The organism is Zavarzinella sp. (assembly GCA_041399155.1).
Taxonomy (GTDB): Bacteria; Planctomycetota; Planctomycetia; order Gemmatales; family Gemmataceae; genus JAWKTI01.
Genome location: JAWKTI010000004.1, coordinates 434,920 through 453,831, shown reverse-complemented (window position 1 = coordinate 453,831; position 18,912 = coordinate 434,920). Strand labels below are relative to the sequence as shown.

The 18,912-nt window shown below is 50.9% G+C and carries 17 protein-coding genes; 5 read left to right on the top strand and 12 right to left on the bottom strand.

The genetic code is table 11. The features are described 5' to 3' along the window. Nucleotides 1-473: 473 nt before the first annotated feature. Nucleotides 474-1,142, top strand: coding sequence for a hypothetical protein (locus R3B84_19625; protein MEZ6142778.1), 669 nt, complete (start codon nt 474-476; stop codon nt 1,140-1,142). A gap of 668 nt (nt 1,143-1,810) precedes the next feature. Here the strand turns inward: R3B84_19625 and R3B84_19620 are convergent. The 4 genes from R3B84_19620 to moaC are packed head-to-tail and all read right to left on the bottom strand — an operon-like array spanning nt 1,811 to nt 5,549. After that, nucleotides 1,811-2,815: a glycosyltransferase family 2 protein gene (locus R3B84_19620; protein ID MEZ6142777.1), complete on the bottom strand. Its 1,005-nt coding sequence runs from the start codon at nt 2,813-2,815 to the stop codon at nt 1,811-1,813. A gap of 35 nt (nt 2,816-2,850) precedes the next feature. Next, entirely contained in the window at nt 2,851-4,068 is a 1,218-nt protein-coding gene (locus R3B84_19615) for a dual specificity protein phosphatase family protein (protein MEZ6142776.1), read from the bottom strand. Beyond that, entirely contained in the window at nt 4,069-5,067 is a 999-nt protein-coding gene (locus R3B84_19610) for a polyprenyl synthetase family protein (GenBank protein MEZ6142775.1), read from the bottom strand. Further along, nucleotides 5,064-5,549 carry a cyclic pyranopterin monophosphate synthase MoaC gene (gene moaC, locus R3B84_19605; protein MEZ6142774.1) on the bottom strand — a complete coding sequence of 162 codons (486 nt, stop codon included), beginning with the start codon at nt 5,547-5,549 and terminating at the stop codon, nt 5,064-5,066. The genes R3B84_19610 and moaC overlap by 4 nt, the downstream gene beginning before the upstream one ends. Nucleotides 5,550-5,809: 260 nt before the next feature. Here moaC and R3B84_19600 point away from each other — a divergent pair, with 260 nt between their 5' ends. From R3B84_19600 to R3B84_19585, 4 genes are all read left to right on the top strand, one after another. Beyond that, a complete protein-coding gene (locus R3B84_19600) occupies nt 5,810-6,835 on the top strand; it encodes a MoxR family ATPase (protein MEZ6142773.1) in 1,026 nt (341 codons plus the stop codon). A gap of 182 nt (nt 6,836-7,017) precedes the next feature. Next, nucleotides 7,018-7,743: a nicotinamide riboside transporter PnuC gene (gene pnuC, locus R3B84_19595; protein ID MEZ6142772.1), complete on the top strand. Its 726-nt coding sequence runs from the start codon at nt 7,018-7,020 to the stop codon at nt 7,741-7,743. Further along, nucleotides 7,728-8,741 carry an AAA family ATPase gene (locus tag R3B84_19590; GenBank protein MEZ6142771.1) on the top strand — a complete coding sequence of 338 codons (1,014 nt, stop codon included), beginning with the start codon at nt 7,728-7,730 and terminating at the stop codon, nt 8,739-8,741. The genes pnuC and R3B84_19590 overlap by 16 nt, the downstream gene beginning before the upstream one ends. Before the next feature lie 91 nt (nt 8,742-8,832). After that, nucleotides 8,833-9,948 carry a D-TA family PLP-dependent enzyme gene (locus R3B84_19585; GenBank protein ID MEZ6142770.1) on the top strand — a complete coding sequence of 372 codons (1,116 nt, stop codon included), beginning with the start codon at nt 8,833-8,835 and terminating at the stop codon, nt 9,946-9,948. Nucleotides 9,949-9,984: 36 nt separating this feature from the next. Here the strand turns inward: R3B84_19585 and R3B84_19580 are convergent, their stop codons facing one another. The 8 genes from R3B84_19580 to R3B84_19545 form a co-directional block, all read right to left on the bottom strand. Continuing rightward, nucleotides 9,985-12,117, bottom strand: coding sequence for a PDZ domain-containing protein (locus R3B84_19580; GenBank protein MEZ6142769.1), 2,133 nt, complete (start codon nt 12,115-12,117; stop codon nt 9,985-9,987). A 41-nt stretch (nt 12,118-12,158) separates the two neighbouring features. Then, nucleotides 12,159-13,253 carry a S1C family serine protease gene (locus tag R3B84_19575; protein ID MEZ6142768.1) on the bottom strand — a complete coding sequence of 365 codons (1,095 nt, stop codon included), beginning with the start codon at nt 13,251-13,253 and terminating at the stop codon, nt 12,159-12,161. 4 nt (nt 13,254-13,257) lie between these two features. Next, nucleotides 13,258-13,581 carry a hypothetical protein gene (locus R3B84_19570; protein ID MEZ6142767.1) on the bottom strand — a complete coding sequence of 108 codons (324 nt, stop codon included), beginning with the start codon at nt 13,579-13,581 and terminating at the stop codon, nt 13,258-13,260. Between the two features lie 57 nt (nt 13,582-13,638). Beyond that, nucleotides 13,639-15,192: a trypsin-like peptidase domain-containing protein gene (locus R3B84_19565; GenBank protein MEZ6142766.1), complete on the bottom strand. Its 1,554-nt coding sequence runs from the start codon at nt 15,190-15,192 to the stop codon at nt 13,639-13,641. 98 nt (nt 15,193-15,290) lie between these two features. Then, a complete protein-coding gene (locus tag R3B84_19560) occupies nt 15,291-15,605 on the bottom strand; it encodes a P-II family nitrogen regulator (protein MEZ6142765.1) in 315 nt (104 codons plus the stop codon). A 24-nt stretch (nt 15,606-15,629) separates the two neighbouring features. After that, on the bottom strand, nt 15,630-16,679 hold the full coding sequence (locus tag R3B84_19555; GenBank protein ID MEZ6142764.1) for an HlyD family efflux transporter periplasmic adaptor subunit: 1,050 nt from the start codon (nt 16,677-16,679) through the stop codon (nt 15,630-15,632). Nucleotides 16,680-16,695: 16 nt separating this feature from the next. After that, nucleotides 16,696-17,451: an ABC transporter ATP-binding protein gene (locus tag R3B84_19550; protein ID MEZ6142763.1), complete on the bottom strand. Its 756-nt coding sequence runs from the start codon at nt 17,449-17,451 to the stop codon at nt 16,696-16,698. Nucleotides 17,452-17,486: 35 nt separating this feature from the next. Next, a complete protein-coding gene (locus tag R3B84_19545; GenBank protein ID MEZ6142762.1) occupies nt 17,487-18,644 on the bottom strand; it encodes an ABC transporter permease in 1,158 nt (385 codons plus the stop codon). Nucleotides 18,645-18,912 lie beyond the last annotated feature (268 nt).

The following is an 18,912-nucleotide window of genomic DNA, read 5'->3' as shown; positions in this document are numbered from 1 at the left end:
GCCTCATTTGGCATTTTTGGTGCAATGATTCACTTGGTAATTCGACGTAAGTTATTGCAAATTAGTAAGTTGAGCCAACAGAAATTATTTTTCACTTTTTTGAAAAATCGCGATCACCTGATGATCAGTTGCTACTGTCTGTTCAGTAGATAGCGGTACACAATTTCTGGGTGTGATTGCTATTTTGGAAAAATTCACAAAAAATTGTATTTGTCGTAACTAATTATCAGATAAGAACTTGCGGATTAATTCCTACATCCGTTGCGGGACATTCTGAAAGAAAAATTCTCATTTTGAAGCTCGACAAGGATATATTATATGTGCATGGAATTAATTTCATGCTTACAAAGTGAAGTTCGTGTCACTTAACGCAATTGGGATCCTACGCCAATGGTAGTTACGCAAATTTCAGGTAAAATTGTGATACGTGCTGTTGTGATGCCACATATCGGACAGCTCGCAAAGGAATGATCATGGGATGGAAAGCAGCCTGCATTGTTGCCACAACAACAGACAAGCCATTGTTGTCAAAAATCGCCCACCACGACCACGAATTGGCAGATCAGGTGGCGACACAGATCGCACCCAGCTATCTGTTCCATCGACAATCGAGCTTTGAGGATGGCTGTTATCCCCAGAATGGCAACTTGTATGTGGGGGCTTATCACCACTCCATTGTGATTGGCGACATCGCACTGACGAACAGTTGTTTTGAAGAAAAAGCCCCACCGATTATCAGCCAGTTGAATCAATTATTGCCCAACTGCTGTTGCGTGGCGTTACTGCTGCACAGTGTGGTGAACCTGTATGGCTATGCTGTTTTTCACAACGGGAAACCCGTGCGAATCCGAGCAGGTTGTGCAGATGACGGGGAGTATTTGAATTTTGGTGTGCCCATTGCGGAAGAGTTGCCGCTGGATGCGAAAGCCAGCACCACACCCACTGGGGAGCGAATCTGGACAGTGGATATCCAGGGCACGCCAGAAGAGTTCGACCATTCCAGCATTGGCGAAGAGTATGTGTTTGCGATTTCGAAGCGATTTTTTGGCGAACAGTTTGATCAGTTCGATCACGATCAATTAACCATGTCGGAGTACAAACTGCAGAAAAAATCGTTTCTCTCCCGCCTGATGGGGAAATAGGTTGAAAGGATCAATTTACCCTACGCTAAGGCTGTACCCCGAGAAATATCGCTCGAGTAATAACGTGTTATTGGCAGAAAATACTCCTGCCCACTACAGTGGTGGCGTTGAGTAATTGTCTTTGATTCACATTACTGCATTCCTACTCGGAGATTGTGACAGCGGCTACCGCAGCTAGGACACGCCATGCCTCGGAATACCAGATAGTGACCTGCTCCAAGTAATCTGCCGATCCCAACTCGCGGAGCTGCCGGAGGTACAACCCTCGCTCTGCTAGGATGTAGTACTTGTGCCTGTGCTCGTTTTCCTCTTGTAACAAGGACGGGATGTTGTGAAGATGCTCGGCCTCGATCCGGCACACATCAACGTTGCTTGCGTGGGCGAAGTTGCGAAGCAGCACCAACCCGTAGCCCAGTATCGCCAAGTACGCTTGCTCGCGGTTTTGGATTGCGCCACCCATGATTCGCCTTCTGTGGCCAAACGGTCCGCGATTGAGCAGAACGCGGATTAGATTCGAAATGATTCCTACTCGAATCGCTTATCCAGGCCAATTTGCGGCCGTCGCCTTTACTATATGCTCAATCTTAGACTCGGTAAGATATTGTTCATGAAACGATTGCGGCAACCACCCATCAATTGGAAAGGTTAGCTGATCGACACGAAATGAATCAGGCGGCACGCAGGTTGTGGTGGATGTGGGGCATCGAAAGATCGAGATTCATGCTTTCTCGCACGGTATAGGGGCGTTTGTTCTGGCTTTCGTAATACGTGCGGACCAGTACTTCACCCAGTAAGCCCATCGATATCAGTTGCAGGCCCATCAGAAAGAACGCCACTGCCAGCAATAACAGTGGGTTGCCGGTCATATCGATCCGTTCCCCCGTCACGCCCAGCTTCATGGCCACCGTGGTTGCCAATGAGAACGCACTCAACAGGAAAACCAGCAGACCAGCCCCACCCAGAAAGTGCATCGGACGGTTGAAATATCCAGAGAGAAACCTGATTGTAATCAGGTCGAGAATCACCCGACCTGTTCGTCCCAGTCCATATTTCGATTTCCCCGCTGTGCGTGCGTGGTGGTTCACTGGCATCTGGGTCATCAGTGCACCCGCATTTCTGGCAAGCACTGGCAGAAAACGGTGCATCTCACCATATAACCGCAAACTGTGGGCAATTTCTGCTTTCATTACACGGGTGGCACAGCCAAAATCGCGAAATGGCAGTTTGGTTACCTTACGAATCAGCCAGTTTGCCATCCGACTGGGAAGTTTGCGAATAAACCAGCCATCCTGTCGGCGGACGCGTTCGCCCAGCACTACATCGTAGCCTTCATGAATTTTTTCTAACATTTTGGGCAAATCTGCCGGATCATTCTGCAAATCGCCGTCCAGAGTGGCGATATAGTTGCCGAAAGCAGCATCGATCCCCGCCTGAGTGGCAGAAGACTGGCCAAAGTTGCGTCGCAGGCGAATTACCTTTACCCGGTCATCCGCAGCGGCAATCTGCTTTAATTTCAGATAAGTGTCGTCGGTGCTGCCATCATCAACCAGAATCAGCTCCCACGCCACGTGGTTGGTCAACGCATCGCGTACACGCTCGTACATTGCCTGCACATTGGCCGACTCGTCCTTCATGGGCACTACAACCGATAGCAGATCATCCTGTTGAGTCATTGTCTTTCCTTTCATCGTTTTTACAGCATCTGCAATCAGCGAACTTGAAAACTAACAAGTAGTGGTTTGGATCCATACTGGACAAAATCGGTTCTTCGTTCAATCAAGTCCGATCGGTGCGTCGCAGGCAACAGATTCTTCGGTGGCAGGTTTCCTGGTTCCGATAAATCCGCTTTTAGTGAATATACACCTGGCTCCAACTTTGGCACAGGCATTTTTAACGTAATCTTGCCACCCGGGGGCACCGTGCGGCGAAAATTGCCTGCCACACCGATGTAGGAGGCACGTTCGTAAAACGAAGTATTATTTCTGGTGGCCTGCTGCTGCGTTTCATCCACGACGGGGTGTACAAAATAGCGAAGATGAATGCCGGCACCTGTACCTGGGTAGAATTCCCACGGTTCTGCACTGATATTGGTGCAGGTTACCTCGATCAAAATCGGCTCACCAGCCTGAAATTCCTGCTTCTTGCCAACAATCTGCATTTCTGCTGCCCCCACGCCCGGCTGGTAGTGGTGCAGAATCCAATCGCGAAAGAGTGCGGGCTCATGTTTCCTGCCCGCCAGCCAGCGTTGGTACATCACAAAAAAGTAATCCATCGCGTAGGTAGACATCATGGGCAAATGCCCATAACGTGGGGATAATTGCTCCATTGCCTCATCGTAAGGCAGGTCAGAATAGAGCAGCATGTAACACGCACAGGCCAGGCCGGTGCGGTCGGCACCCTGCTGACAATGGATTAAAATGGGGTACTGTGTCTGGTCAAACACTTCCACCATGCGCTGCATTTCTGTGGGTGACGGTAGGTGATTGGCAGAAGTCGTGATATCTTCCTGAGAAATTCTTAATTCCTGGGTGGCACGTGCTTCCAGAGGGTACCAGTCTGAAGGTGCCCGGCCTCGCAGGTTTACCACGGTGCGGATGTTGTGCTTTGCGACAAAATCCTTCAGTTTATCTGGTGGAAGTTGAGCAGACCGGTAAACACGGCCTTCAACCACCGTATGTGTATTATAAAATAATACCATACGAGCGATTTCTGCACCGCCTGCGAGGAAAAGGCCGATGACCAGACCTTTCCATAGCGACCAGAAAATCTTTCGTTGTTTTTGTGGCTTGGGACTGGTTTCGTTAGTGTTATCTTGAACAGTGTGGGCCGTGCGACTGCGATTCTCCTCAGTAACTAACATCGATCCCACCCAGAATGTCCAGATTTTGGCATTGTAGCCAGTATCACCAGATGTTGGGAAGGTCAATTATCTGCTGCGATGCAAAGTTAGTCGTATAAGATGATTCAGTGAAGATTTTGCCGCCGAATCGGGCAAATTGTTCAAATTTTGCACAGTTTCAGCCATCAAATTATTGGCATACTCATAAGAGTGTTCAATTGCCTGGGAAAGCTGGAGAAAATAGCGAACCTGGCGAAGATTGTTGCCTTCAATCGCCTCACGTGCGGCTGTTTTGTCTTCAGGATGAAGCTTTTCCAGCATCATAATCAGTGGCAGCGTTAATTTTTTCTGTGCCAGATCGGTACCCAAAGTTTTGCCGGTTTCCTGTTCCGATCCGGTTAAATCCAGAATGTCGTCTGCCATCTGGAACAATACTCCCAACTGCCTGCCAAATTGGGTCAGTGTTGCAACGGTGCTGGGCGATGCACCAGCATAGTATGCACCCATTCTGGTGGCAACTGCCGTCAATGCACCCGTTTTTCCCGCAATCATCTCTTCATATTCATGGAGGCGTAGGTGCAGGTTACCCGCGTGGAACGTTTGCTGCATTTCACCCAGACAAACTGCCGAGGTGGCCTCGCCAATCATCTGGCCAGCGGTGGCATCGATGGTGCTGCACAAACGGTAGGCTTCCGAAAAGAGAAAATCGCCTAGCAGAATAGCTGCTTTGTTGCCCCACCGTTGGTGAATCGTGGCAACATCCCGACGACTGGTGGCGTTATCCAGAATATCATCGTGTACCAGTGTTGCTGTGTGGATCAGTTCCACCACCGCAGCTAAAGTATTGTGGGCACTGGTCACCTGCCCACAGGCACGTGCGGCCAGCAGCATCAGAATTGGTCGAAGTCGCTTGCCGTGGTAACATCGCACGTGCTGGAACAACTCGGGAAATTGCCCACGAATTGCATCCAGACTTGTGAGAAAAATCTCATCAACGCGTGCCAAATCGGGCAGCACCTCGCACCCAACGTGCGGCAACGATTCCGCAAAAGGTGTGTGAGCAATGGTGAATGGTGCCTTAATCATTTCTGTTCCGTGTCGCGGTGGTAATCACCCGATTTGCCACCTGTTTTAGTTTCTAACTGAATCTGGGAAATCACCATCGAACGATCAACTGACTTGCACATATCGTAAACAGTTAATCCGGCAGCACTTACGGCAGTTAATGCTTCCATTTCCACGCCTGTCTGCCCGCTGGTTTTCACTGTGGCAAGAATTTTCAGGCGGTCTGGCAATTCCACTTCGAAATCGACGGTGATCCCACTGAGCAGGATGGGGTGGCACAACGGAATGATCTGGCTGGTTTGCTTTGCCGCCATAATCCCCGCCAGGCGAGCCACCTCGCACACATCGCCTTTGGAAAACTGCCGTAACTGAATCATTTCCAGTGTGGTGGGTGCCATGATGATGACACCCGATGCCACCGCAACGCGTGCGGTGCTGGCTTTGGCAGAAATATCCACCATGCGACTGGCACCGGATTCATCGAAATGGCTGAGCTGGCTCATGATTCCCAGATTCCTGAAAAAGAAAATCTTTTTCTATGTGGCTAACCGCTGAAACGTGGTTGAGATAACTTATTTTCCCAAATTTGGGAATAGGAAGGGGGTGATAGACTGGATGTAGAATCTCTTTTTTGCATCCTGAAAAGAGATACCTTTCCGCACTCCTTGTGGGAGAGTGGTGGGAAGCCTGGGATTGGTAAAATTGATCCCAACTGAGCAACCCTGGGATGCAAGCCACTTAGAATATCAATGGAGACCTTTCAATGGCAGCGAGTGATGTAGAAGCAGTGCAGGAAATCGCCGCTGCCTACGAGCGAATGACCACGCAGATCGGCAAGATTATTGTGGGGCAGCACCAGGCAATTGAACAGATGCTGATGGCGATCTTCAGCCGTGGGCATTGCCTGCTGGTGGGGGTGCCTGGTCTGGCAAAGACCTTGCTGATCAGCACCGTGGCACGGATTATGGATCTGAGTTTCAAACGGATCCAGTTTACCCCCGATCTGATGCCCGCCGACATTACAGGAACAGATATTCTGCAGGATGACCCCGAAACGGGCCGCCGCACCTTTCGATTTTTACCCGGCCCGTTGTTTGCCAACATGATTCTGGCGGATGAAATCAACCGCACCCCACCGAAAACGCAGGCGGCACTGCTGGAGGCAATGCAGGAACGCCACGTAACCGCAGGTGGGACAACTTACGAATTGCCGGAGCCGTTTTTTGTGCTGGCCACCCAGAATCCGATTGAACAGGAAGGCACCTACCCACTGCCGGAAGCACAGCAGGATCGGTTTATGTTTCACATCAAGGTGCATTACCCCAGTCGGGCGGAAGAAATTCAGATTATGAAGGCCACCACATCCAGCCACCAGCCGGAAATCAGCAAGGTACTGGATGCCCAGACGATTCTGCGGTTACAGAAGGTGGTGCGGAATATCGCGGTGGGTGATCACATTTTTCAATACGCCGCCGACCTGGTACGCGCCACCCGCCCCAAAGAACCTGGTTCCCCCAAATGGCTGGCAGATCAGATTGCCTGGGGGGCAGGCCCACGCGCCAGCCAGTATCTGATTCTGGCAGGAAAGGCCAAAGCGGTCCTCAACGGTCGCTTGCATGTCAGCACGGAAGATATTCGTCAGGTGGCCTACCCGGTATTACGACACCGCATGATGACAACGTTTCTGGCTGATGCGGAAGGGATCAGTACGGATGATATCATCCGCAGACTGATTGAAGTCCTGCCATCACCAGTTGAAGAAGCTGCAGGCAAAACGAAACGCCATTAACCACCCAGCGATTGCCAATTTCTGCGATCAACAATCAGATATCATCGGAACGCAATCGTTCTGGCACACATCGGCCCAGACTTTCCTCTGGAACAGATGGCTACTTAACGCAATTTCCAAGACTGCTAAAGATACTTCCAGTGCAGTAGAATAACCAATTCTTACTGAAATAAAGGAAAACAATGGAGCCCAAAGCATCACAGTCTGCAAAGATCGACCGCACCTGGCTGGCATTGATACTGATCTGTGGAAGTGTCCTCAGTGCCTATCTTGCAACAAGCATTTTTGATGCGACAGTATCCCTGTCTGGCATTCTCTGCGTAGGGCTGATTGCGATTGGTCGACGTGAAGGATACATCATCGGCATTTATAACAGTCTTTCTTATTCGTATCTGGCGTACAAAAACGGTCTCTTTGGTGAACTCTATCTCAATTTGTTCTTCTTTGTTCCAATGGGCATTATTGGTTACATCATGTGGTCTCGTCACATGACGAAAGTCAGAACAGTCACCATGAGGCAGATGAGCTGGGGGCAGCGGTTCGCCGTTGCGGCCATCTGTATTGCAGGCACCATTGGATTGGGAATGCTGTTGAACCTCAATCCTCGACAGAACACGCCGTTCATCGATGCCACCACAAACGTACTATCTGTCGTGGCGACAATTCTAATGATGTGGCGTTACAAGGAACAATGGTTGCTGTATATCCTGCTCAACATCGTGACGATCTGGATGTGGGTTCTGCGCTTCCGCGCGGGAGGCAATGCTGGAGATCTGATGATCCTGATGTGGTCGCTTTTCCTGCTGAATGCGTTGTTTGGCTACTGGCGGTGGAACACCGGCGTCAAAAAATCAGTGTCATCGTCCACCTGTGAGAATACTGAGGTGCCGCCATGCGCCGTGGTCTAACCCTGGGGAAATTTGCCCCTTTTCATCTTGGCCACCAGTTAATGATCGAAACCGCTCTGGCTGAAGTCGATGAGCTATTCGTCATGGTGTACGCTACGGATGTCATCGAGATTCCGTTACAGGTGCGTGCCGGCTGGATAAGAAAGTTATACCCCACGATTAAGATTATTGAGGCTTGGGATGGTCCAGAAGGCTATGGGAATACTCCAGAGATTTGTCGCGAGCAGGAAAACTACATTCTTCGAAAACTCAACGGACTGCACATTACCCATTTCTATTCCAGTGAGTTCTATGGAGACCACGTCAGCCGTGCACTTGGGGCGGTTGACCGCAGGATCGATGAACCACGCAAGACTGTGCCGATCAGCGCGACTGCACTTCGCGAAGACTATTTTCTAGGTCGGCAATTTCTTTCACCCGTGGTGTATGCCGATCTGATTACAAAGATCTGCTTCATGGGTGCACCATCCACAGGAAAAACGACTCTCGCCAGTACCCTGGCAGAGTTTCACAATACCGTCTGGATGCCGGAATATGGTGCAGAATATTGGCGGAATCACCAGGTTGATCGCCGAATCACGTTGGAGCAATTTGAAGAGATCGCACCGGAACATCTGAAACAGGAAGACGAGCGGATCCTGCAGGCTCGAAAATACCTTTTCTGCGACACGAACCCGATTACGACCTATCTCTTTGCCAAGGACTATCACGGTACTGCTGGTCCTGTGTTGACGCGACTTGCAAAAGAAGCAGAGAAAGGGTACGACTTATACTTTCTCTGTGACACCGATATCCCCTATGCCGATACCTGGGACCGTAGTGGCGATCAGAAAAGAAAGTGGTTTCAACAGCAGATTATTGATGATTTAGCTGAAAGGCAGGTGCCGTTCTTTCGAATCAGGGGCACGTTGGATGAACGGGTAACGCAAGTGAGCGAAATCCTGCGACAGCATCGAAAATTTGGCAATATACTGGATATCACCCACCGACTTCAATGAAACATTTCATCCTAACCCAATCGCGAATTCCTTTTCCAACTGCAATATCGTAAACTTGGTGAATCATCGACATGAGAAACGGATACATCGCATGACACCCTACCAGATTGATCGTCCGGAAGAGATCTTCAGCCCGGGGCTGATTTTCTTTCGGGACATTATTGAAGAAAACCTGAAGGCGGCACTGGAGATTGCGGGCAGTGCCAGCCGATTGTGCCCACACGTGAAGACGCACAAGACACGAGAGATTGTGCGGATGGAACGGGCTATTGGTATTCAATCGAACAAGGCAGCCACCATCGCCGAAGCGGAAATGCTGGCACAGGAAGGGATGCCGGAGGTGGTGATCGCTTACCCACTGGTGGGCCCCAATCTGCTCCGTTTGGTGCGTCTGATTCAGAAATATCCTCAGACCCAGTTCAGTGTGCTGGTAGACAACTTGACAATTGCCCAATTGTTAGAGGATACTCTGTCCGCACATCAGGTAACGTGCGGTGTCTGGCTTGATCTGAATGTTGGCCAGAATCGTACTGGGATTCTGCCCACCGAAGAGGCGGTGGCACTCTATCAGGCACTGAATCGCTTTAAGTGCTTACAGGTGCTTGGTTTACATGTGTACGATGGCCACAATCACGCTGTCAGTTATGAACTGCGGCAGGAATTGGTGGTTCAGATTGTCGAACAGGTTCGGGAGTTTCGCAGCCAACTGGCCAAACTGGGCTTGAAGGCACCCAGAGTGATTGCAGGTGGCACACCATCATTTCGCATCTGGGCGGAACAGGATCTGGAAGGTTTGCAATGTTCCCCCGGGACGTTTACGCTCTACGACGTAGGGTATGGAAACAAATTTGAAGATTTAGGCACCCTTCGCCCCGCTGCCGTGCTGCTGACCCGTGTGGTGTCTTTACCTTCGCCTGGCAGAATTACCCTGGACCTGGGCCATAAAGCAGTTGCTGCCGACCCACCTGCAGGTCAGCGGTGCACCATTCTGGGCATTGATGACTACACAGTAGGCCCACAAAATGAAGAACATCTCACAATTGATCTACCCAATGGGCACGACTTTCGACCTGGAGATGAACTGCTGGCGATTCCGACGCATATCTGCCCCACGGTGGCGTTGCACCAGTTTGCATACATCCTTCAGGATGGCAAGCTGGTAGAACAGTGGGAAATTGCCGCACGTAACCGCGTGATTACAGTCTGACAGACAGGAAAAATGAATAAGTCTTAATTTTTCGACTTACAGACGATCCATTGTTTCGATCCAACGGAGCATTTCGTAGAAGATCGGCGGGTCATCATTGAGATACTCTTTGCCGGAAAGTTTCATTTCACGGAACATCGCATCATATTTCTTTTCTGTCAGTTTGTTGACACTTTCCTGAATTTCCTTGATCAGAGGGTCTTTGGCCCCTGCGATTACCAGGAAGCTGACTGGCTGGTTTGCCACAGGCTCTTTCGGATTATTGGCCATCACCGCACCAACCGCAACCACCCCACGGATGGTATCTTTGTGGTTGACGCCCAGATAAAAGGCCATTTGCCCACCAACACCCTGACCGTGAACGATGACTCGTTGCTTGTCGATGGTGTAGTTGGTCATCACCCAGCGGAGGTCAGCAATCACTCCATCGGATTCACCAGCGACCCAACCAGTGTTACTGCCAGCGATCGATCCCACCATGATCAGGTGGTATTTTTCGCAAAACTGTCCCCATAGTGCTGTCATGTCATCCGCATCACGGCCATCTCGGCCGGCAGGATGCAGCCACATCACAATACCGTGGGCGATATTCGGATCGTAATTTTCCGGAATGTAAATCCAGAAATTACGGCCAGCTTCGCCAATGTTTTTGATCTGCTGTAAGCCAGTTTTCAAATCTTCCTTTTTAGGAACCGGCTTGGGATCGACTTCTTTTTTCGGTGGGGCACCTTTCTTGGGTGGCAACGGATTTTTTACCGGTGCTAATGCCAGACCAGCGGACGATTTTTCTGGCAATTCTTCTGGAATATCTACCGGTGCGGCAGCCAGTGTCAGGCTGATCGTTTCCGTTTTCCCGTCTTTGCGTTTCACTTCTAACTGGATGTCCGTACCCACGCGGGTATTCTCGAGCAGTTTTGCGAGCTGGTCCCGACCTGCAAACGGACGGAGCAGCGAAGCACCTGGGGGTAACTTCGGCATCGGACCGGCAGGTTTTGGCCCCACCTTCATAATCCGGTCACCCACCTTCAGGCCAGCCTGCTCTGCGGGTGATTTGGGATATACAAAGCGAATTTCAACACCCAGTTCCGGATCGTCCCGCATTGGCAGGATGCCCAGGAAACCCGTTTGGGACACCTGCGTCACTGCAGAGAGTTCAATATCTTTGAACTCCATTTCTTTGTCATCACGCTTCACTTTCAGCGAAACTTTATCGCCAGCGTAGGTGGGGCCAAGAATATGCAACAGCGACGCCTGGTTGTACAACGCTTTGCCATTGGCTTCAATCACCACGTCGCCTACCTGCAGGCCAGCTTTCTGAGCCGCTGATGCTGGTGCTACGGTGCCAATGGTAATCGTTTGGGAATAACGGTCCTGTTCGCGAAAATTGACCCCGAGCTTGCCTGCTTCCAGAGTCACAGGATTTTCGGGAGTACCAGCTTTGTATTTGGGGAGCGTTTTGAAGACATCTTCCAGCGGAACGGCAAAGCCAATTCCGGAATCGTACCATTCAAAGCCAGCCGTTTCAGCGGTGGAGTTGGGTGAAATCGGCACCACAATGCCGTAAATATTGCCAGAGAGATCAACCAGTGGGCCACCGTAGTTTACGGGTGAAGTTTTGGCATCGGTCTGAACTGCTTTCCCCCACACGCGGTTAGTGGCACTGATAATCCCTTTGCTGATGCTGGGATTCACCGCCAGATCGGGGTTCAGGGTACGGCCTAACGCAGCACACCACTGACCGGATTCCATTTCCGAACGGCTGAGCGCCTTCGGAACTGGTAAGCCTTTGGCATCCACTTTCAGCATTGTTAACATACGGGTGGGATCGGTACCGACAATTTTCGCGACCATTCGGGGTTGGCCAGGCACGGTCACAAAGATGGCGGTTGGTTTGCCCAGAAAGTTGAAGCTACTGGTGACAATGTAACCATCTTCAGAAACCACAATACCAGTGGTAGCGCCTGTCCCACGGCGGAACATCACTTCCGGGCCTTTTTTGCCAGCACCCCACACGGCTTCTTGTCCGCCCGATGTTTCGATCCGTGCCACGCTGGGTGCGACTTTTTTGGCCGAATCCTTCAACATCGCATCCAACTCGGTCACAATATCCTGACCCACTGCGAACATGGGCAGGCAACAACCGAGCATGCATCCGATTAACCACTTCATGGTGAACTCCCAAAGATTATGAAGATTGCCTGATCCAGTTGTTATTTCTGAGGTTGGGGGGCCAATTCGAGGCTGAGGGCGGTTAACTTATCACCACGGCGGATTTCAATTTGCACTTTATCCCCCGGCTGATAACGTTTGATCAGATCCTGAAACACATCCAGACTGTAAACTGGCTCACCTTCGAGGTACACAATCAGATCATCCGCCTTCAGCCCCACCTTTGCAGCAGGCGAATCGGCCAGAATCCGTTCAATGTACGGTGGGGTGCGTTCCACCACGCGGGGCACAAACACAATTCCCGTGTAAGGGCCAGGTCCGCTGGCAGTGCCTGCGGGGCGTTTGTCCGGGCTTTTCCAGGTACCTGCAATCACGCGAGAAACGTATTCCTGCAGGGTGGCCTTGGTTTTTTCACCTTTGACAATCAGATCCGCTTCCGTCTGCAACGGCACCGCATAGTTCACCCAGGTTTCTGTTTGAACGTTGCGATATTCCTTGCCCACGAAGCCGAGCAAATCACCCTTGCGGTTGATCAGTGGGCCACCGGCTGCACCGGGATTGTTGGTAATGGCATCCAGATAGTAGACGTCGCCATTAAATGGGACCTCGAAGGCGCCACGGCGGGCGGAAAGTTTGCCCACGGCAGTGATGGTGCCCTGTTGCACGCTGACCATTTCGTCCCGTGTCGCCAGTGAGTAACAGTTGGTGAACGCGAGAACCGAATCGCCCGCTTCCCCAGGTACTTTCTTGATTTCAGCGGCGATATCGAAATAAGGCAGGTCAAGTTTTGTCGCCGTTTTCTCGTCCTGAACGATCTGCAACACCGCAGCGTCAAATTCCGGTTCGACATCCAGCACTTTGAACATAAACTTGCGGCCATCGGGCAGGTGCAGGCGAAGTAACCGCCCATCCAGGAAGGTGCTGGCGGCAGTCAGAATATGCCCCTGTGGGGAAACGATGATGCCTGTGCCGTACGATTCCGCACCACGGAAGCCGCCAGCACCGAACAATTTCACCACTTTTTCATTCGTTTGCGACACCACTTTTTCGATCGGCTGCACTTGTCCGCTGGCAATCGCAGGGAACAGGCAACAGAGCAACAGGGTGGGTATCTTCAGCAATTTTATCATGATCATCTGGTTATTTCGTGACGTAGTTGTTCAGGGTGATCAAAGCAAAGCGTTTTTCGGCGTGGCGAACATCGATTTTCGATGGCAGTGTTTTGCCATTAAAATCTTTGAATTCGTGGAAGTATAATTCACACGGATCGGCTTTCGGATCCACGAACAGTTCCATTGCAATCAGGGCACCTTCCGGATAAGGGTGCTTGCCCTTGAACTGCGGGTTGATGGCACTGTTGTAGAAGAAATACTTCACCGGGTGGGTGATATGCTTCCCACGGATCACCTCCGCCATGATTCGAACATCTTCAAATTTCACCGCTTTTGAAGCATCGAGTGGCATGGGATAGATCGGCTCGTAGCCACCATGGTGGCAGCCACCGTTGAAATCCGCTTCGGCTTATTTTGTCAAAAATCGACGGTAATAAAGCAGGCTCATCGCCAGACCACCAGAAAAGGGTGATTCAGAAATATCTTCGATACTTTGGTTAGGAATCGCAGGTACCACTTTGTAATCGGTCAAGCCCATTTGCAACGTGGCTGCGTATTTATCATCTTCCAGGAAAATCTTGGCACTGAAATCGCCATTTCGGGCTTCGCTGGCATAGGTGCCGACCATCAGCCAGTCACCCTTTGCCTCCCGCATATCTGCCAGCTTGCGGGAACCCGCCAGCAGGCGATCACGCTCCTGACGGTTGAAGTAGTAATTCACAAAGCCTGGTTTTGCTTCAAAGAACTGGGCTCCTTTCCCAAATGCTTTCGGTGGGGGAGCCAGCGGGCCTTTTTTCGGCCCAGGACTGACTTCCTGCGGGGTGTAACTCATCAGCCGCACCAGCGTTTCTTTGCGAGTTTTCCCTTTCTGGAAAGTAATGGGTAAACGCCATTCTTTGGGATAAATCCCCAGAGCACTTTTGAAGGTATTGGCATTTAACAGTGGGCGACCAGCAAAGCTTAATAACAGATCCCCTTCCCCAATGCCACGTCGGGCGGCATCGGAATCATCCATCACCGCATTGACCAGCATTTTGGGAAGTTCCGCTTCATCATTTCCTTCCGAAGCCACGGTCGCACCCAGGGTGGCGTGGTCGCACGCGTTACCGGACCGCAGGTGGCCAAGGAAGTTCTTAATTTTGTTCACCGGGATGCCGTACCCGACGCCGTTGTTCATGGAGCCACGCTTAACGGAGTTACCACCGAACACCAGGCCCATCAGCTCGCCTTTCAGATTAAAGATTGGACCACCGGAATTGCCCTTGTTAGCGGCAGTGTCGTACTGCAAAGCATCGGTATGTTCCGCAAAGCCGAAATCGCGATAGCGATTGACTCCACTGATCAAGCCAAAGCTGATGCTGGGATCAAAATCGGTGGCTAATAACGAGGGGTTACCAATAATAATGGACCATTCGCCGGGGCGAATCTGGTCGCTGTCGCACATTTCAACAAACGGGAATTCCTCGCCTTCTTTATTCGGGAAGAGTTTAATGAGTGCCACGTCGCCCACCTTATCGGTGCCAACAGTGACCGCATCATACATCTGACCATTGGGCAGCGAACAGACAAACGTGGGGCGGAATCCTGTGAAACCCTGGCCCGCGACCACGTGGTAGTTTGTGAGGCAGTAACCATCTTTATCGATCAGAACGCCTGAACCGCCACCCAGGATGTTGTTGCCTTCTTTGACAAAAACACACACTGATGCTTGTTTGACTTTGCGAATAGTGGCAAGGCGTTCGGCCTCGGCTTTTTTCACAACTTCTGACGCAGTAATGGGTTGCGGTGATTTTGTGGTGGTGATCCCAACCAGGACAGCCAACATGTAGATTGCCAGAAATGGCAACCACGAATATTTTCGCATCCGATCAATCCCCGAATGAAGAACCAGGTGCCCAGCATTTGCCCCACTTTTGCCACGACGGTGCGTCACAAAAAGTGAACAAATGGATAATAGCGACATTCGACTGCAATTCTGCGTGGGCAAGAACGAGCCGTATCCATAATGACGACTCAGTTACCCAAGTTTAACAATTTCTCTCCACCGTGGGGGAATTCTCATTAAAATTCGATTGCTTCGCCCTGAATCGTGGGAATGATGAAGATTTTGCCATCGCCAATCCGTCCGGTGCGTGAGGCACCTGCGATCTTTTCTGTGAGAATTTCTAATAATTCATCGCCCACCCAGGCGGTGATTTCCACTTTAGGCAAAAATGCCAGGCTGTATTCGCTGCCAATGTACTTTTCCAGGTAGCCTTTCTGCCGGCTGTAGCCTTTGACTTCACGCACCGTGTAATCGGTCAGTTGGTGGTCGGCCAGCACCTGCAGGACCGCTTCGGCTCGAAATGGTTTGACGATGATAATGACGTAATTCATTGAATGGTAGGCATTTAGAGATTTCTATTCTGCCCGAAGGAACACTTCGAGTTGTTGACCCACATAAAGATCCTGTGGGGTTGATTGTACAGCAAAAATCACCTGCAGAACACGCGTATCTACCCGTTCAGTGCCTAAGCCGGTCAGCGATTTTTTAGGCACCACCAGGGGTTCCACACGCACAAATTTTAATGGAATTTTCACTTCCCCATTCCCACGTGGGCTGGCAATCGCCTCGGCTTTCAGGTTCAGGCGGGGTATATCGGCTTCATCCACGTCCATTCGGATGTGCAGCGTGCTGGTATCTCCCAGTACCATCAGGGTACGACCTGCTGGGATTCCCACATATTCCCCCACGTGCAGGTCTTTTTGCAGCACCTTCCCACGGATCGGTGCGGTAACAATCATCCGTTTCCGTTCCACGGCCACCTGCCGTACTCTTTCCTCTGCCAGTTGGATGCGGGAACGCAGAACATCTTTCTGGCGTTCCCAAACTACTTCGACCTCTTTTTTCATTAAAGCCAGGTCCGCTTCGGCACGTGCCAGTTGTGCAATCGCCGTTTTTTCGGCGTTGCGTCGCTGCACCACTTCCTCTTCGCCAATGGCTCCCGTGCGTGCCAGATCGTTCGCTCGTCGTGAAGCATCCACCGCACTGGCCAGCACCGCTTTCGCTTCCTGCACTCGTGCTTCCAGTGGTAGCAATTCCTGTGGCTTGGGGCTTTGTTCCAACTGTTTTAATTCTTCCTTGGCAATCGTCAGTTCCGCCTTTTTCACTTCCTCATCGGCTGCCAGATGACGATCATCCAGCCGAAACAATGGCGTTCCTGGTTCCACTGTATCGTTTACCTTAACCATAATTTCCGTAACGATGCCTGGAAGATAGGCACCAATCGAGATGTTTTCGCTTTTGGGCTCCACAATCCCGGCCCCAGCTACTGTTTTGGCAAACGGTTGTTTTGCGGGTTCCACCATCGGTGGGAGTTTGGGATTGGTCTGATTCCCACTTACCACATGAATCAAGGCGAAACAAAGCATAGCAATCGAGATCAGTGGCAGGGCAATTCGTGTCAGCATTTTTCCACCTGTTTAATTAATGATCCTTCGGAAACTGATCTTTCGACAGTACTTGTTCAACCAAACCATCATTCATGGAAATCATTCGATCACCAAAGTGATACACGCGGCTGTCGTGGGTAACCACAATGACCACGCGATCGGGCTTGCAGGCCACTGCCGTCAGCAACTGCATTACCGTTTGGCCCGATTTACCATCCAGTGCTGCCGTGGGTTCATCGCAGACCAGCAGGCGGGGCTCGTGAACGAGAGCACGGGCAATTGCCACTCGTTGCTGCTGCCCACCGGAAAGCTGGTTAGGATACGAACGCACTTTGTCGCCCAGCCCCACCGATTGCAGCACTTCGGTGGCATGCTCCACCGCTTTCTTTCGCTTGACCCCACGGATAATCAGTGGGATGGCTGCATTTTCCGCCGCATTCAGTGCGGGCAGCAGATTGTATTGCTGGAACACAAAACCAATATTTTCGCTGCGAAAATTGGTTCGCTGATTCCCTCGCATCCTGCTGAGTGGGGCATTCAGGACATCAATCGTGCCTCCCGTGACATCGAGCAATCCACAAATAAGCGAAATCAGGGTAGTTTTGCCACACCCCGATGGGCCGACCAGCAAGGTCAATTCGCCATAGCGGGCTTCCATATCGACCCCACGCAGCACCTGCACACGGGTGTCGCCGCTACCAAAATCTTTGGTTACTCCGTGGCACCGCACCGCCGCATCGGCAGGTGGGGCGTTCAACTGATCGGAAATCGGCTGGGTCGATGCATTCATTTGGTATTACTTCGCTATACGCAACTGAGAACCAATTATCGAAACACCACTGCGGGTTCCAGCACCAGCACCTTGCGGATACTGAGCAAGCTGGCGAGTGTCACAATCACAAACACCACGACAGCAGTGCCACCCATGACCTGCCAGATCATTTTAAACCCTTTCAGTGGGAGCGAACCCTGTGTTGATTCAAAAAATGCTGCGGTGCAACCCATGCCAATCCCATATCCGAGCAGGCCCACAATAGTGGCTTGCAGCAAAATCATCCCCACAATACGGATGTTGTTCACCCCCATGGCTTTTAACGCACCAAATTGCTTCAGATTTTCGATGGTGAACAGGTAAAATGTCTGTCCGGCAATGGCCACCCCAACCACAAAGCCCAACATGACTGTAATGCCAAAGTTGAACGGAATACCGGTATTTTTCAGATAAAAGTTGATCGTTTTCCAGGCAAACTGGCTTTTGGTCAGTGCCTGCAGATTAGTGCGTTCCTGAATTCGTGCTGCCAGCACTTCCGGCGAAACATCCGGTTTCCCTTCCACCAATACGTAAGAAAGCAATCGCCTTTCGGGTGGGGAATATTCCATTGCCTGTGCGTAACGGGTATAAAAAATCGGCTGCGAAACGAACGGTTGCCCCACTTCGCAGACTCCCACCAGGACTGCCCGGCGGTCGTTCATTTCCAGTTCTTTGCCCAGTTGATGTGGTTCGCCTGGCCATAAATAGTTGTAGCCGGCCTCGTCAATAATCACGGCATCTGGCAGGCGGAGGTCATCGACGTTGCCCAGCAGCATCTTCCGTGGGGCACCGATCAGCGTGGAATCATCCAGTCCGATCAGGATCACGCCGCGGAAATCTCCACGGGCATTGGCACCATTCCCTTCGGCAAGACGTGCACGCACGGTGCCGCGGTATAGTTTTACTGCCCACGACACCCCTTCAATGCCACGGATGCGGTCGATATCGGTTTCGGCCAGCCCGATCACTTCGTCCACCTGCCGCACGTTGGGATCCATTACCCACACGTCGCCTTCCTGCACATTATTAATGAGGTAAGTGGTGCGATCCATAATACTGACGAAAATCGACACCTGGTGGGAGATCAGCAGTGCCGCAAATGCCACCCCAAAGACAATCCCAAAGTACTTGGTGCGGTCTCCGGTAAGCATTTTGATCGCAACCCAGCCCATGAAAGGATTCTCACAAAAAGAAGCTGTCTACAAATGAGAGAAATCTCATTAAAATTACTTGTAGATACAACTAAATTAATTGTAGTCACTTCGGTTCAGGCAGAGGTAAAAAATTACAGAAAAAATTGGCCCACAAGGCATGGAAAAATTAATGAGAAATGGGCAAATTAGTTTACACATCAATCAATTTGTGGAAAATTCTGACAATTTTGCAATTTTGTTGGTGCGTTTCGCGAGCACTTTCCGCATGAATGGATGAACTTGATCT